Here is a 16,395-nt window from a genome sequence, read left to right on the forward strand (position 1 = left end):
ATCCGCTCCTCTATGCCTGTAGGATCGCAGATCCTGGATACTTTTCATCACTCAATGACACATTACAATCTAAATTTCAGAACTGTACTGCGTTTAACTATAAAGTAACATCCTGCAATCTATTAGTCCATCACTTAGTCGGAACAAGGAAAAATGCGCCAACCATCATTGCAGCTAAAATAACGAGAGGAGCTGATACGCGAAATACAAACAAAGCCATTGCAGCTAAGATCGCAATTCCAAACATCCGCCAGTCCGGAAATGATCCTTTAGATGACATCCATGCAGTCTGCAATAACAAGACGACGACAACAGGCCGCACACCTGCAATTAATCCCGCTAAATGTGGATTGCCCTTTAGTGCTGATAGTGCGTTGACTAGCAGCACAATCCCGATCGCAGTAGGTCCAACCATCCCAATAAGCGCTGCGAGTCCGCCAAAAATTCCAGCCGTTTGATAGCCAATGAAGGTTGCGAGTTTCGTCGCAATAGGTCCTGGAAGCGTATTTGCTAACGCCAAGGCATCAGTAAACTGCTGCTGTGTCATAAAATGATACTCATTGACTACCTGCGATTGAATGATCGGAATAGAAGCAGGACCTCCCCCATACCCCAATAGTCCTGACTTCAACATCGCGAAAAACAAATTCCAAATGGTATTCATGTTCCCCCCGAGCCCCCTTCAACCGCCGCGCTGTCTACTGACATTTTACATGAATCACACAATTCAAAGATACTCAATGATAACGAGTCGTTTCACTGCGGCGTTATGGAGAATGAGGCGAACTGCATACTAGGAATCTACTCATGATCACTCGGCTTTTGAAAATGCACGATTGGCTGTGGACGAGCTAAGAGAAAGACTGTTGCGACAATGCACACACCCCCAAGCAATGCGTCAAATCCCATGTGTACATGTAAAAACAAAACCGCTACGAGTGTTGCCGAAAGCGGTTCAGCACTAGACAACAAACTCGTTTCTGTCGCAGAAATATACTTTAGACTGGATAGGTATAAATAAAACGCAAGCAATGTTCCAAATATTACTACAAAACTGATGAGTCCACATGAACCTATCGTCAATATACCACTCACTTGCCATGGAGGATTGGCCAAACCTACAAAAAAACTGCCAATTAGCATTGCCCAACCCGTAATCAGTGCTGAGCCGTATTTCTGCAACAGTGGTTTCGGGTATAAAGTGTAAAAAGCAAGAGCAATCGCTGAAACCACTCCCCAAACAACGGCTGAAGCAGAAATAGCTATATCCCCCCACTTTCCATCTGTCACCAAGAAAAACGTCCCACACAAAGCTAACAATACAGCAGTCCATTCACTGCGACTCGGCTGTTTGCGATGCCGCCAAGCAAGATACAGTGTAATCAACACTGGTCCTAGATACTGCAAGAGTGTCGCCGTGGCAGCATTGCCATATTGGATTGAACGAAAATAAGAATACTGGACACCAAGTAACCCAAATACACCAAATACAAGTACTCGCAAAGCATCCGAACGACTATTCCAAATTGCAAAGACATTTCTCCATCCAGTGATCCAACTCATAGACAGCAGAAGAATGACCCCGGAAATCCCCATGCGCACTGTCACTAACCAACCCGGGTGATATCCGTCACGTTGGAATAAGACCTGGGCCGCCGTTCCAGATATCCCCCACAGTGCCGCTCCAAGTAATACCATCGAGATCCCCTTAAAGCGGCGGAAGTGAGTATTTACCAGCGTTGTTTCAAAATCTAAGTTTGCACTTTGCAAATGGCTCTGATCCATCTCACACCTCCTCAGCCCCCGCATAACCCCGAAATTGCGGCGCGCGCTTCTCCCAAAAAGCTCGCATTCCTTCTTGATGATCCACTGATTTTCCAGCAAGACTCTGTAGCTTTGCTTCATACGCCAAGGACTCTTCTAACGTAAAATGCTGTCCGCGATAAAAGGCAAGCTTCATGTAACCAAGCGCTTCGGTAGGAAGATTTGCTAACTGCTCTGCTGCTGCTATACTTTGCTCCTCTAACTGCTCAGGTTCTACAACGCGATTGATAAATCCGAGTTGAACAGCCTCCTGAGCCGATACCGCACCTCCAAACATCGCCAATTCCAGTGCGCGAGTGAGTCCAATTGCCCGCGGCAAGAGCCAAGACATGCCCGAATCCGGAACAAGTCCAATATTTACGAATGACTGGATAAAGCGTGCTTTTTGAGAAGCGATTTTAAAATCACAAGCCAATGCCAAACTGACACCTGCTCCTGCAGCAACACCATTCACTGCACAGAGGATCGGTTTATTCAGATTCATCATCTGCTGAATAAGAGGATTATAACTCGTGGACAGCAATTCACCATAGTCAATTTCTCCATGTGCGCGAATTTCCTCCAAATCCTGTCCTACGCAAAATGCTTTCCCGGCACCTGTTAAAAGAACTGCGCGCACCTCGCGATTCTTCGCAATTTCATCCATTACTTGCTGCAATTCTGTGCGCATACAAAGTGAGAGCGCATTTAATTTCTCTGGACGCTGCAATGTAATTTTCGCCACTTTAGATTGGTAGGTAACCGATAGGGTCTCGTACATTGATCCTCGCTCCTAAATGACAGTACCGCCAGCAACTTGGCGGCACTGTCGTTTTTCTCATTTTACTTATGCAAAAAATCAAGAAGGAAATCTGTTTATTTCAATCCAAATGGATTGATCGGTTTTTCACCGATATAGGCTAAGACGCTTTTTGTCTCGGTATACAAATCGAGGGATTCCATTGCAAGTTCACGCCCAAACCCAGACTGCTTGTACCCCCCAAACGGAAGGCCTGGAAATGCCGAGAACGGGTTATTGATCATTACAATTCCAGCCTTAAGTTGTCCCGCTACACGATGCGCTCGCCCAAAATCCTTGGTCCAAATTGAGGCGGCCAATCCATAGATCGTATCATTCGCCAATTGCACGGCTTCTTTTTCGTCTTTAAACTTCACAATCACAATCACTGGGCCAAAAATTTCTTCCTGAGCCACTTTCATGTGATTTTCAACGTCGACGATCACTGTCGGCATATACCAGTGTCCTTTCGCAAATTGAGGACCTTCCGGACGTTTTCCGCCATAGACCACACGAGCTCCATCTTCGATCGCCGACTGCACATAAGAATCAATCACTTCTACTTGTTGTTCAGAGATAATCGCTCCAATGTGTGTTTTCTTATCTAGCGGATCGCCCATCACTAATTGCTTAGCCTTCTCAACAAATGCCTCAACAAATTGATCATAAATACTCTCTTGTACAAAGAGGCGTGATCTCGCTTCACAAGACTGACCTGTATTGTAGTAAATCCCAAATAATGCACCGTCAATCGCCGCATCAAAGTCTGCATCTTCAAATACCAGATTCGGTGATTTACCACCCAACTCCAGAGTTACACGCTTTAATGTTTTTGACGCGCGTGCCATAATGTCTTTCCCAGTGGTCGTTTCCCCTGTAAATGCCACTTTATCCACGCCTGGATGTTCCACCAAATATGCACCCACATCGGCCCCGCTGCCAGTAATCACGTTTAACACGCCCTCTGGAAGCCCCGCTTCATGGCAAATATCAGCCAGCACGATAGCAGTAATCGGCGTTAAACTCGCCGGTTTCAGAATCACCGTACACCCCGCCGCAAGAGCTGGAGCGATTTTCCACGCAGCCATCATAAAAGGATAGTTCCAAGGTACAATTTGTGCACAAACACCAGACGGTTCTTTAACCGTATAGTTAAAAAAGCCATTTGGAACAGGTTTTGTGCGACCTTCATGAGCCAGTGCAGCTGCTGCATAAAGCTCAAAATCTTCAATTGCTTGCATCACCTGTCCTTGAGCATTCGACAAGGATTTTCCGCTATTTAGGATTTCTAGTTCGCATAGTTCATCAAAACGACTGCGCATGATCCCTGCAATTTTATTGAGTAATTGCGATCGACGAGCAGCTGAAAAGCGGCCCCATTTGCCCTCAAGCGCCTTTCGCGCTGCTGCCACAGCCTTATCCACATCTTCACGTGTCGCTTTCGCGACTTTTGCAATCACTTCACCTGTTGCTGGATTATACGTATCAAACCAAGCTCCATTCGAGCTTTCGACGTGTTCGCCGTTGATCAAAAGGGTGTACTTTTCTTGCAATTGCATGTCTCATTTCTCCTTTATCTGAAGAGTATAAAATGGCTAAATCCTTGGTATGACTGCAAAATCCATTCTTTTTACAAACGTTCAATCAAGGTTGCAATCCCTTGACCTACTCCAATACACATCGTAGCGAGTCCAAAACGCCCTTCACGACGTTCAAGTTCATACAGCAATTCCCCTAAAATGCGCGCGCCACTTGCACCAAGTGGATGACCCAGTGCGATAGCGCCACCATTTACATTGACTTTTTCACGATCTAGTGCGAGTTCCCGAATACAGGCTAGAGACTGTGCCGCAAACGCCTCATTTAACTCGACAAGATCGAGATCTTCCACAGATAGCCCAGTTCGTTTTAGCAACTTGCGAGTGGCATAAATAGGACCCAATCCCATATAACTCGGATCGACACCAGCGACTGCATAGGAAACAATGCGAGCACGTGGTTTTAGCCCAAGCGACTCTGCGTAGGATTTTTCCATAACCAATACGGCAGCCGCCCCATCGTTAATCCCTGACGAATTGCCAGCAGTGACCGTTCCTCCTGCGCGAAAAGCCGCTGGTAACTTTGCCAACATCTCTCGCGTAGTTTGCGGACGCATATGTTCATCCTTACTAAATAACTCCGTTTTCCCGCGCCCTATAGGAATTTCTACTGGAATAACATGATCTTGAAAGCGCCCTTGCTCCCATGCGGCATGAGCCCGCTTTTGACTTTCTAAAGCAAATTCATCCTGATCTTCACGGCTGATATGATACAGTTCAGCGACATTTTCTGCCGTTTCACCCATACTATATGGCGGATACATTGCCGCCAAACGCGGATTTACAAATCGCCAGCCAAGCGTTGTATCTGCCAGTTCGCGATTTCCTCTGGGCAATTCTTCTTCCGGTTTCAACATGACAAGTGGTGCGCGCGACATATTCTCCACACCACCCGCAATAAACACATCTCCTGCGCCCGATACAATGTGCGCGGCAGCTTCATTGACAGCTTCCAAACTCGAGCCACAAAGGCGATTGACCGTCACTCCAGCTACAGAAACAGGCAACTCCGCTAATAATCCAGCCATCCGAGCAACATTGCGATTATCTTCACCTGCTTGATTGGCACAACCAAGAATCACATCTTCAATTGCATCACGTGCAACACCTGGATTCCGTTCGAGTAAAGAGCGAATCACCTGTGCCGCCATATCGTCTGGCCGCACTGACTTGAGCGATCCCCGATAGCGGCCAAAAGGCGTGCGCACAGCATCGATAATAACGGCTTGTCTCATTGTTGACCTCCACCTATATCCTGTTTAGATCCCTCCAAATAGGAGTAGAACCCTCTTCCACTACTTTCTCCCAACCATTTTGCATATACGAGTTTTTGCAAAAGCGGAGCCGGGCGGTATATGTCTTCTCCTAGATATCGATGCATTCCTTGCAGCACAGAAAGAATTTCATCAAGCCCGATTTGATCTGCCCACTCGAAAGGACCCAGCGGATAATTTGTCCCAAATTTCATTGCGATGTCAATATCACTCGCACTTGCGACAGCTTCCCCTAAAGCAAAAGCTGCCTCGTTGACGATCATCGCAAGAATGCGCGGAAACACCATCCCCGGATAATCCGCAATGCTCTCGATCTGCTTGCCCCGCTCTTGCCAAAATGACTGCGCCCGCTTCCACAGCTCGTCCTGCTCCATCTGCAGAGGCCGAACGAGTTCTAACACATCCATTGAAGCGATCAACCAAGGCTGAAAACCACATACACGCTGTGGATGCTTAAACCAAGAAGCGACTTCTGTCACATATGCATTTAACCCCGATACATACACGAGCGCGTGTTCTGGAATTACTGCCTCTACGCGCTCCAAACTCGATTTACGTAACGCTGCATCGGCAATGCATTCGATGACGACAGAGACAGTCGAGTAGTCTTCTAATGCATCTGTAAAACGCATTACGTCGTCTCCCTTGGCACTCAACCAGTGTATGATTTCCTCACAAACCGGACGATCTCCAAGCAAAAGAACCCGACTAGCGGTCATAGGTGTAATATCCACCTCCTGTCTTTTTCCCCAATTTTTTAGATTGCACCATAGAACGTTGCAAACCATGAGGACGAAACCTAGGTTCTTGGAAATAAGATTCATACACCGAAACAGTCACCGCATAATTCACATCAATGCCAATAAGATCTTGGAGTTCAAAGGGCCCCATCTTGAATCCTGCTGCTTTAATAATATGGTCGATCGCCTGTACCGAAGCCACCTGCGCTCCCGCGATGCGCAATGCCTCAAGATAAAAAGGACGCGCAACCCGGTTGACGACAAACCCAGGCGTATCTGTGACACGTATCGGCAACTTGCCAACTGCAGTCGCAATCTGAACGATCTTTTCGACGACAGCCGAATCTGTAAATCGTCCGGACACCACCTCTACTAGTCGCATCACAGGCGCCGGATTAAAAAAGTGCATCCCCACGACACGCTCCGGATGTTGTACAACCGAAGCAATTTCAGTAATCGATAACGATGATGTGTTCGTCGCTAAAATTGCCGTGGGCGAGCAAATCCGATCTAGTTTACTAAATATATCCTGCTTTACATCAATTCGTTCGACGACCGCTTCAATCACTAGCTCTGCTGAACTCAACTCGTCTAAGGTGTTGACCGTACGGACTCTCTGCATAATATCCGATACAGACTCTACCAACTTGCCGCGGATCCTTTTACGCTGCAAGCGATCAGCTAGATCGTCAAGCGCCTTTTCCCGAAGTTCTGGAGATACATCATATAGGTAGACAAGGTGACCAGCGGTCGCAAATACTTCCGCAATGCCATTTCCCATGATGCCCCCGCCTACAACTGCAATGATCGTTTTTTCCATAGTACCTCCCTGCATCTCACGATGTAAAAAAGGTCCGACATGATCCAACTAACTGTGTTGATATAGATTGCGTCGATCAATCACGCGATTTGCTTTTCCTTCGCTGCGTGGCAATGCACCTGGCGGATGAAGTGAGACTTGTGTTGAGATCAAAAGCGCATTGCGAAGTTCGTGCATGATTTCCTGCCGAATCCGTTTATATGGCTCTGCACTTGGATCAAACTCACCCACAGCAAGTACAAACGCTTCCTCTACCTCTACGAAAACCGCAATTTCATCCAGTGTACCTTTGCGATCAATTTGAATCTGGAAATGAGGCGCCAAATTCGGATGGCTCAGAACCACAGATTCAATTTCTGAAGGAAACACATTTACCCCACGAATAATGACCATATCATCAATCCGACCTTTAATTCGCGACATGCGCAAATGTGTTCGACCGCACTTACACGGTTCTGGGTATAAAAAACCAATATCCCCGGTCCGATAACGAATGATTGGAAATGCTTCTTTCGTGAGCGAGGTAAAGACAAACTCCCCAGTTTCGCCGTAAGGTAAGGGTTCGAGCGTATTTGGATCAATGACTTCGATGAAGAAGTGGTCCTCTGCGACATGCAACCCTTCTTGTTGTTCATAACATTCGATTGCAACACCGGGCCCCATCACTTCAGACAGACCATAGATATCAATCGCCTTTAATCCAAGCTTCTCTTCTAGTGTGTGGCGCATCTCTTCAGACCACGGTTCTGCCCCAAAAATCCCATATTCTAAACTTGTCGCACGCGGATCTTTTCCCATGGCTTCCATCGCTTCAGCAATATTTAATACGTAGGAGGGTGTTCCAGCAATTCCGCGCGGGTTGAAGTCTTCTAAGATCGTAATTTGCCGCGGCGTATTCCCTCCAGACACCGGAATCACAGTTACACCAAGGCGCTCAGCGCCATAATGAAGTCCTAGGCCACCTGTAAACAAACCATATCCATAAGTGTTTTGAAACAAATCCCCAGGGCGCCCCCCTGCCGTTACAATCGCTCGCGCCACAATTTCAGCCCAGTTTGCAAGATCGCGTTCTGTATATCCGACAATCGTCGGTTTGCCCTTCGTTCCAGACGAACCATGAATGCGTATAACTTCTTTTTGACTCACTGCAAATAATCCGAAAGGATAATTCTCGCGTAAATCAGACTTCTTTGTGAAAGGTAGCCTGCGCACATCATCTAGTGTCTTGATCTGATCGGGTGTAATGCCCTTTGTCGCAAAAGCATTGCGATAGAAAGGAACGTTCGCGTATACCCGTTCGACCGTTTCCTTGAGACGGTGTAACTGTAACTCTTGTAGTGAATCCCGATCCATCATTTCAATTTTAGGCCGATACATTGAACTCCCTCCCCATCCCATTGCACCTCAACTGCACTTTAGCCAGCTCACATTCAGACAAACTTCATTCCCTCAAAAGGTTGATTGCACGTTTTACAATAATAGATCGCTCGACATGCTGAAGGCCCAAACATACTCACAACTTCTGTGTTTGTAGAGCCACAGTAACTGCACGATGGCGCCTTATGCGGCGCAAATTCAGCAGAAGGAGGGGCAATACCAAATTCCAGAATCTTCTTTCTGCCTTCTTCTGTAATGCGATCCGTCGTCCATGATTCATCCATCACAAATTGCACGTCCACGCTTGCCACTCCCTCAATCCCCACAAGCCTACTCTCGACTTGGGTACGCATGAGTTGAAGCGCTGGACACCCGACAAAAGTTGGCAGCAATTTGACTGTGACATGGCCCTGCTGATGATCTACGTCATAAATCATCCCAAGCTCAGCCAAGCTCACCATCGGCATTTCTGGATCTTTTACCTCTGCAAGTGCTGAGATAACACGTTGCAAAAAGACATCCGATCCATCAGACGCTTCTTTTGAACTTGAAGCAAACGTGAAATTGCGCGACACGACTATCCCTCCTTACCAAGTCGCTGTTAGATCCGAGCGATATACCTCAGTCATTACATTTAAAAGATCCTGCAGATCGGAACTATGCACACCAAGACGCCCATTCTCTAACGTCTCATTTTGTTTCGCTGGCCATGTCAGCCCACTGTGATCAAACAACGCCTTTACTTGCTGTGCCCATTTGTCATACAAAGTGCTTTCAGAAATCGGGAAAATCCCCTCTTCACGCAAAATCTCGCCAGACTGTCCAAGCGAAAAGAGATCAGGCAAATCTGTCCAAATTGCTGTGATCGCCTTTTCTAAGCGCTCTTTCGCTTCCCCCTGCGCTTTTGCAAGACGTTCAAACCAAGTCTCCATATGCAACAAGTGATATCGTTCTTCACGCAATATTTTCTGTACGCCTTTTTGCAGGGGAATATAATTGCTTTGCAACAACTCCTGTAACCTGAGATGGTCGAACACATCATAGAAATAACCTCTCGCAATCGTGTATGCCCAGTCATGGTTGGGGCGTTCGAGCAAACGAGCATTTTTCCGTTGATTCGCTGTTCGCGCAAATGCCAATTGATCCGGATCGCCTTCTCCTAATTCACTCAACAGTTCAAAATAAAATGTCGCATGCCCTACTTCGTCTTGTGAAATCGAACTAAAAGCGATATCTTCCTCAAGGTCAGGCGCCACCCCTAACCACTCGGAACCACGATGACCAATTGTCAACTCATCATCCGCCATCTGATACAGAAAATCGATCAATGCTTCGTGATAACGGTTATTGCGTTGTTGTTCTGCCTGTTGCATCTCACTTCACCTCTCGTTCGCAATCTCAATCGTTCAATGTTCCTTGATGTCATTTACTAGATCATCCACCGTAATCGCCACTTGTTTAAACGCTTTCCATTTTCTCGCATTTTCTGCATAACCCGACACTTCGCGATAACTCTTGCTAAGCACTTGATTTGCAAAGAAATCCTGATCTTCATATGACGTTGCGTGAACATTCTCTTGTTTGACCACCCAAATATTCACTGCTTTCTCCCGCCGCAAAAAATTTTCACGCGCAACCTGCAAAGCAAGTTCTGCAGAAGGAGCTACCACACTTCCAACATGCACATGATGACTTAGAGCATCTCTTTGCACAAAAACCTCATACACCTCATAATGTTGGTTCTGTATCTGACGCTCCACTACCCTCACTCCTCCGATCTTTTGACGTTTCTATTGATTCTTATGCGCTCGCTTCAACTGTTTGACGCGCGCGCAACATCGCATCGCGAACCCATTGTTGCCCTTCGTGCGCAGTGCGACGTAACTCAATACGCGCTTGTGACTTCGGTCCGGCGTTGTGTTGGACCATGTAAGAAAACCATTCCCAATCCGGCTCTGTATACGTCCACAACTTTGTCTCGGCGTTATAAGCAAGTTTGTCATCGGGCACAGTCAAGCCAAGTGCCAATATGCGCGGGACATAACGATTGATAAACTTCTGCCGCAGTTCTTCATTCGTCCTCGTCCTAATTTTGTAATCCATCATCCGTTGTGCTCCACTCGACATTTGCGTTGGACCAAAGAAAAACATCATCGAAGGCCACCAACGATTCACGGCCGCTTGCAGCATCTCACGTTGCTCCGCCGTCCCCTCTGCCAGCGCCAGTACCACAGATTCACCATGTTGCATATGAAAACTTTCTTCTGCACAAATCCGCTGCAAGACGCGCGCATAGGGCCCATAGGAACTTTCCAATAAAGAGGCCTGCGTAATGATTGCACCGCCATCTACAAGAAACCCAATAATCCCTGCGTCTGCCCATGTTGGCGCTTCCATATGAAATACATTGTGAAATTTCACCTTATTTACAAACAAATCCGTAATCATGTCATCACGCACTTTACCAAGCGGCTTTGCAGCGTCTTCTGCGACGCGCAGTAACAGTTGCCCATGCCCAATCTCGTCTTGCACTTTTGCGATAAGAGCGAGCTTGCGACGCAAATTAGGGGCCTTTGGAACCCATTCCTTTTCTGGATAAGCACCCATCACCTCGCTAATTCCATGCATATGAATTTGCTTAATCACTAACTTGCGATAGTCATCCGGCATCCAGTCTGTTGATTCAATCTTTTCGCCTCGCTCAATGCGATCCATAAAATGTTGCAATTCCAGATCACTCATTCTCGCTCCCACCTTTACTCGTTTGTGCACAACAAAAACAATCGCTTGCTTGTTTTACTCGAAAAAGAAAGTTGTTTAAGTACCCCGTAGAATCACTCCATTCTGTAGGGTGTATATATTCAGAAAATTGAGCGCGAGCACACTGCGCGGTGTACTTTTCTACCGTTTTTTCAAAGCCCCATGCAAAATAATCGAAGAAAAACGCTTTGCAATCTCTTCAGGAGACAAATCCCCATTTTCGTTGTACCACTCATAAACCCAATTCCCAGCAGAAAGAATCAATAACCGCAAGTACTTTAAATCGTCTGCAGAAAAAACACCCTCGCTCGCGCCATCTTCCAGCACACGAATCCAAAGCTGTTCATACGCGTCACGCTTTTTCTGAATGAGCGCGCGCCGCTCATCGCCAAGCGCTGTCCATTCCTGCAAAAACACCTTGGCCGCATCTTTTTGCTTCGTTACCACGCGAATGTGTTCTGCCAATCCGCGCTCTAACTTCTCAACGGCAGTGCCCTCGCCGAGAACAACAGGTGTAAGCGCTTGTAAAAAAGCATCTGCCCCCTCATCGACAATATAAAAGAGTAGATCTTCTTTCGATGAGATATGTGCGTATAAACTACCAGACAAAATACCTCTTGCTTCCGCAATGTCGCGAATCGTCGTGCCGTGATATCCTTTATGGCTAAACAACTTTCTAGCTGCTAAGAAAATTTCCTGTTTGGGATTGGATTTACTCACTGCGTCTCCTTTCCGACTTAACCAAGCGCTTGCTTTGTTGTGTATACAAAACTTTGAACAATTTGTTGATATATCGAATTATAGCGCGTTAAAATGAATTTTCAATGGATATAAATGGTCTGCATATGTCGATTTGATGAATGATGTTCCAAATTAAAACATTGAAAAACACAGTAAATTTGTTTATTCTCAAACAAGCAAGCGCTTACTTATAATCTGAGGTCGCCGGTATTTCACCCATCGACCCTACTTCACATGAAGGATAGGAGGGGAATGATGAAAACTGGATTACAACCTGGTCACCGCGAATCGATTACGATTTACGTAGCGGAAGACATGTGTCCTTCCTTTGGTGGAGACGTGGTACATCCTGTACTCTCCACTGTAACGATGGTTTACTACATGGAATGGGTCAGCAGACTCATTATCCTGCCCTTTTTGGAACCTGAGGAAGAAGGAATCGGCACCTCCATTTGCATTACCCATATGGCACCAGCACCAATAGGGAAAGAAGTTACCTTTTTTGCAGAAGCATCTGAAGTCCATGATCGCAAAGTAGTTTGCAAGGTATGGGCAGAACACGATAAAGCGCAAATTGGTGAAGGCGTATTTACTCAAATCGTCAAACGAAAAAGCGATATTTTGCAGCGCATTGAAGCCATGAGGTAAACAGCGAAACATGCGCTCATCGCACCGCAAACGAGGCGCTGCTCCTAAGGGCAACGCCTGTTCGTGTGAGCAAAATAAATACCAACTTCGACAGCCTTTAGGGGGATATTTCCTCCAAACGTTTTCCTCGCGTCCGGATCCCAAAAAGCGCTAGGACCGCTCCTGCGACAAGCCCCCCATTAATAATAAGAAACGATGGCATAACTCCTAAAGAAGGAATGAGCGGGGCGATGACGAGGATGCCGATTCCCCCTCCAAGATGCCCAATCCCATCAACAAGTGCAAACCCTGTCGTACGTGCGCGCGTAGGATAATGTTCTGTAGACCATGCATAGGCGATGGGAATCCACAAATTGAAGCCAAAGAACGTAACCATCGAGCCAATCATCGCAAGTGCGAGATTCGCCCCCGAAGATGCGACTAAAAAACCTCCGATCAGTGTTAAAAGCGCAGAAATTGGCATCCATAATTTTCGTTCCAAGTGCTCACCAAATATGGCTGCAACGATTGCACAGAGAACAAACCCGACGGTTCCCACAGATGCGATTAATCCAGCTTCCGGCGGAGGGTACTTCAACGAGGACAAAAGCGTAGTAAACCCTGAAGCATAAGCGTACACAGTTACGTAACTAAAGGTCCACATCAACATGAGTAGGATCGTGCGTCTTACATACAAACTATTTTTAAAAATCTCAGAGTAAGGCATTGCACTCTGCGACTCCTCAGCCAAACCAAGGTCATGTACAGGAGCTAATGGGCCGTGTTTTGCCGCAATCATTTCCATATTTGCAACAACCAAATTCGCCTCTTCCAGTCTGCCCTGTGACACAAGCCAACGCGGGGATTCTGGTAACTGCACACGCAAGAGCACTCCAACAAGCGCAAGCAATCCCCCAATGAGATACATGATACGCCAACCATATCCAAATTGCGCACTCGCCAATGCAAATGGTAATCCTAACGGGAACGGAGTTTTCGGCGTAGTCAGTAAGAGTCCCAACCAAATCCCGAGGAAGGCTCCAACAGCAGACATGACAAAGATTAAAGACGTATAACGCGCACGCTGTTGACGTGGTGCCACTTCATTTATATAAGCATTCACAATCGCCAAGTCGGCGCCAATTCCCGTCCCCGTAACACCGCGCGCAAGTACAAACCATCCATATTGATTGACTACTGCAGTCAAAAGCGAACCTAATCCTGAAAGTAGCATCGTAATCATCAACATATGTTTACGTCCGATTCGATCGGAAATTGGACTGAGAATCAGCGTGCCTACCACATACCCTGCAAGGTTAATCACAACAGGGAGCCCTAAGTAGTTGTTCGCATCCATCGGACTACAACCAGGCACAATATTACTGCAAGTCTGAATAAATGAGACATTAATATCGAATATATCGAAAAATGTAAATAAAAAACCGACACCGATCACTCCGATGAAGAGTGCAGGTAAACTCCATACAGTCAATCGGTCGAGTCTCGCAAAAATGAAGGAGGCGCTTACATCCCTCCTTGAAGACAGTTCTTGCATCCCACTTACCTCCCCATAGTTGAGTTGAATGAGGGCGCCGACAGATTCCGTCAAGCCCAAGATTATCGATTCACCGCTGGCCATGCGGCGGCCTGAGCAGAATCCACCTGCGCCCGTCAGTTTCTGCAGCATCAATCGCTACAACGTCTACAAGCGCTTTCACATCTAAAATCATATATGATATTAGATGTGAAATCAACGGTAGATTCTGAATTTATTTTTGTTCAACTTGCCATTCGTGATAGGAATGCAAGAGATGTATCGTCATTACCGCAGACAAGTCAAAGATAATGGTCGGCAACTGAGAAGTTAGCTCGAAAAGGATCTGATCCAAAGACAAACTTCCTGTTTGCACTTGATCCATCAAGTGGTCAAGCGTCTCACTCTTTACATTTTCATAGATCGTCTGTAAATGTTGCGCGCTCAATTCAGAGAAAAATTCACCAAATGATCCTTGTCCCATCTCTTTTATTCCCCTTCACTTCTCATTTGTACGTATTTTTTAATATTTTGTCGCAAGCTGGGGAGGTCCTGATTTCGGTCCATAAGGTCCCTCATCAAGCCATCTGCCTAAAGATGGCCAAATCCCTGCTAAAGAAACTGCGATATGACGCTTCACACTTATTCCTAAGCTACGCCCCTGCAGATGGACAAGTGCAACCCCAGCAGCAGCACGATTATACTGCGCCGCAATTTGACGTTCTTGTGCAAACACTTGGATCGCTGCCCAGGCCTTTGTCTTATCTTCTGTATGCAGTGCAACAGCAATCGCGCGTGCAGCCGCAACAGCATCGGGGACACCCGAATTTAATCCGCGCGCACCAAATGGAGCAAAAAGGTGTGCCGCCTCCCCCACGAAGAGCAACCGATGCTGCTCATCCGTTAATTCACGGGCTACTACTTGAAGAAACTGATACGTAGACACCCAGGTCACACGATCGGCATATTTTGGATCAATCACTTTGGGCAACCAGTTTTGAACTCCTGCAATACCGCTGTATTTTACTGGATCGTCCTCGTCAAATAACTGGAGATCCACTCGCCAACCACCTGCAAATGGAACATACAGTACATTGCGCCCCCCGATCGCGGGATGTTGATAGTGAAAAATGCGTTCGATGGGCAAGGGATTTTTGGGGTCTTCTTGTACATCTACAACAACAAATGTGTTTGTCGAGCGTGTACCTTCCATCTTTATCCCTGCTTGATGGCGAATCACAGAGCTTGCTCCATCTGCCCCAATCACATACTGAGTGCGCCATACCCTGCCATTTGCTGCAACCATTGTGACACCATGTTGATCAACCCTCACTTCTTCTACCGGCATCTCCCAAACAAATTCCACTCCAGAATCCAGACACGCCTGATATAAAAAGCGTTCCGCCTCTACCTGTGGCAAACTTGTAAAAGGAGGCAAAGCGTCTGGCGCATACGCGGCATATCTCTTCACATATACATCCTGTCCTCGCCACATCGTTCGCTTGACGGGCCATACCAGACCACCGGCAGCAAGTGTAAAACCAAGTCCAACATACAGATCGTCTAACATTTGCAAAGTCGCTTTATGCAGATAAATCGCGCGGCTCCCTGGACGAATGCGCTCTCTAGGTTCCGCTTCTAAGATCGTCGCTGAAATGCCGTATCGGCGCAAAGCGAGTGCCGCTGTCATCCCGACAGGTCCCGCCCCGACGATCACTACAGGACGTTCTGATGAAAATTGCTCTTGCTGCACCACTCTATTCCCTCCCGCACACGTTTTCAACCGAGGATTCGCTATATCTATCCCTGAATTTATTGATGATAAGCAGCCTGCGTACGCTGAATTTGCTCGATGTGTTTCTCCAAATGTTCAGTAATAAAGTGCTGAATTTGCCATTCAATCGTTTGATACCTAAACTTCGCGTGAAATCCCTCTATCTGTAAATCTGAATCAGACAAGGAGTGAAGTGAATGCAAAACTTCTTCCCGCCCCCGTCGGGTCGCCTGCATCAGTTGTTCCCGCGCTTCTTGCCCCGTCAACTGTACAGCTTTGATACGATCCTCGTGCTCTACCGTTCTCCCGAATTTTTCAAGCGGATGATGCGCTACCTGTAGAATATCTTGACTGAAGAAGTGTTCAAACTCCGCGATATGCGCGAGAATTTGTGCAATCGACCATGCATTTTCATTGGGTTTCCAGTGCAACATTTGATCGTCTAGCCGTCTTATCACTTGCTCTAAACGATTGTGCAACTGTTCCACAGTGGCAATGAATTCTCCTCGCTTTACCAACTAAATCGCTCCTTCCAACCAATATGACTG

The 16,395-nt window shown here is 46.7% G+C and carries 18 protein-coding genes; 1 reads left to right on the top strand and 17 read right to left on the bottom strand.

The window, feature by feature from the left end:
- Positions 1 to 130: 130 nt before the first annotated feature.
- From BM613_RS10230 to BM613_RS10290, 13 genes are all read right to left on the bottom strand, one after another.
- Positions 131 to 664, bottom strand: a complete 534-nt coding sequence (locus tag BM613_RS10230; RefSeq protein ID WP_109431084.1) for a chromate transporter — start codon at positions 662 to 664, stop codon at positions 131 to 133.
- A gap of 137 nt (positions 665 to 801) precedes the next feature.
- A complete protein-coding gene (locus BM613_RS10235) occupies positions 802 to 1,785 on the bottom strand; it encodes a DMT family transporter (protein ID WP_109431085.1) in 984 nt (327 codons plus the stop codon).
- 1 nt (position 1,786) lies between these two features.
- Entirely contained in the window at positions 1,787 to 2,584 is a 798-nt protein-coding gene (locus BM613_RS10240; protein WP_109431086.1) for an enoyl-CoA hydratase-related protein, read from the bottom strand.
- 95 nt (positions 2,585 to 2,679) lie between these two features.
- Positions 2,680 to 4,161: an aldehyde dehydrogenase family protein gene (locus BM613_RS10245; protein WP_109431087.1), complete on the bottom strand. Its 1,482-nt coding sequence runs from the start codon at positions 4,159 to 4,161 to the stop codon at positions 2,680 to 2,682.
- Positions 4,162 to 4,232: 71 nt separating this feature from the next.
- Positions 4,233 to 5,435 (bottom strand): thiolase family protein, encoded by a 1,203-nt coding sequence (locus tag BM613_RS10250; RefSeq protein WP_109431088.1) that lies wholly within the window; start codon positions 5,433 to 5,435, stop codon positions 4,233 to 4,235.
- The gene (locus BM613_RS10255) at positions 5,432 to 6,193 is read right to left on the bottom strand and encodes a 3-hydroxyacyl-CoA dehydrogenase family protein (RefSeq protein WP_181363056.1); all 762 of its coding nucleotides are present in this window, start codon (positions 6,191 to 6,193) and stop codon (positions 5,432 to 5,434) included. Before BM613_RS10255 ends, BM613_RS10250 begins: the two co-directional genes overlap by 4 nt.
- Complete coding sequence (locus tag BM613_RS10260; protein ID WP_245926351.1) at positions 6,183 to 7,034, bottom strand: 3-hydroxyacyl-CoA dehydrogenase NAD-binding domain-containing protein; 852 nt, start codon at positions 7,032 to 7,034, stop codon at positions 6,183 to 6,185. The genes BM613_RS10255 and BM613_RS10260 overlap by 11 nt, the downstream gene beginning before the upstream one ends.
- Before the next feature lie 48 nt (positions 7,035 to 7,082).
- Entirely contained in the window at positions 7,083 to 8,411 is a 1,329-nt protein-coding gene (locus BM613_RS10265; protein ID WP_109431090.1) for a phenylacetate--CoA ligase family protein, read from the bottom strand.
- A gap of 53 nt (positions 8,412 to 8,464) precedes the next feature.
- A complete protein-coding gene (gene paaD, locus BM613_RS10270; protein ID WP_245926352.1) occupies positions 8,465 to 8,986 on the bottom strand; it encodes a 1,2-phenylacetyl-CoA epoxidase subunit PaaD in 522 nt (173 codons plus the stop codon).
- Between the two features lie 12 nt (positions 8,987 to 8,998).
- Positions 8,999 to 9,784: a 1,2-phenylacetyl-CoA epoxidase subunit PaaC gene (paaC, locus tag BM613_RS10275; protein WP_109431091.1), complete on the bottom strand. Its 786-nt coding sequence runs from the start codon at positions 9,782 to 9,784 to the stop codon at positions 8,999 to 9,001.
- Positions 9,785 to 9,817: 33 nt separating this feature from the next.
- Entirely contained in the window at positions 9,818 to 10,171 is a 354-nt protein-coding gene (locus BM613_RS10280) for a phenylacetic acid degradation protein (RefSeq protein ID WP_181363057.1), read from the bottom strand.
- 40 nt (positions 10,172 to 10,211) lie between these two features.
- On the bottom strand, positions 10,212 to 11,153 hold the full coding sequence (paaA, locus tag BM613_RS10285) for a 1,2-phenylacetyl-CoA epoxidase subunit PaaA (RefSeq protein ID WP_109431093.1): 942 nt from the start codon (positions 11,151 to 11,153) through the stop codon (positions 10,212 to 10,214).
- 159 nt (positions 11,154 to 11,312) lie between these two features.
- The gene (locus BM613_RS10290) at positions 11,313 to 11,891 is read right to left on the bottom strand and encodes a TetR/AcrR family transcriptional regulator (RefSeq protein WP_109431094.1); all 579 of its coding nucleotides are present in this window, start codon (positions 11,889 to 11,891) and stop codon (positions 11,313 to 11,315) included.
- 276 nt (positions 11,892 to 12,167) lie between these two features.
- Here BM613_RS10290 and BM613_RS10295 point away from each other — a divergent pair, with 276 nt between their 5' ends.
- Positions 12,168 to 12,560, top strand: coding sequence for a thioesterase family protein (locus BM613_RS10295; protein ID WP_109431095.1), 393 nt, complete (start codon positions 12,168 to 12,170; stop codon positions 12,558 to 12,560).
- Positions 12,561 to 12,657: 97 nt separating this feature from the next.
- Here the strand turns inward: BM613_RS10295 and BM613_RS10300 are convergent, their stop codons facing one another.
- From BM613_RS10300 to BM613_RS10315, 4 genes are all read right to left on the bottom strand, one after another.
- A complete protein-coding gene (locus BM613_RS10300; protein WP_109431096.1) occupies positions 12,658 to 14,094 on the bottom strand; it encodes an MFS transporter in 1,437 nt (478 codons plus the stop codon).
- Between the two features lie 214 nt (positions 14,095 to 14,308).
- On the bottom strand, positions 14,309 to 14,557 hold the full coding sequence (locus BM613_RS10305; protein ID WP_109431097.1) for a hypothetical protein: 249 nt from the start codon (positions 14,555 to 14,557) through the stop codon (positions 14,309 to 14,311).
- Between the two features lie 39 nt (positions 14,558 to 14,596).
- Positions 14,597 to 15,829 (bottom strand): FAD-dependent monooxygenase, encoded by a 1,233-nt coding sequence (locus BM613_RS10310; RefSeq protein WP_281267851.1) that lies wholly within the window; start codon positions 15,827 to 15,829, stop codon positions 14,597 to 14,599.
- A gap of 56 nt (positions 15,830 to 15,885) precedes the next feature.
- A complete protein-coding gene (locus BM613_RS10315; RefSeq protein ID WP_109431098.1) occupies positions 15,886 to 16,365 on the bottom strand; it encodes a DinB family protein in 480 nt (159 codons plus the stop codon).
- Between the last annotated feature and the right edge of the window lie 30 nt (positions 16,366 to 16,395).

This window comes from Sulfoacidibacillus thermotolerans, assembly GCF_003144315.1.
Classification (GTDB): Bacteria; Bacillota; Bacilli; order Alicyclobacillales; family SLC66; genus Sulfoacidibacillus; species Sulfoacidibacillus thermotolerans.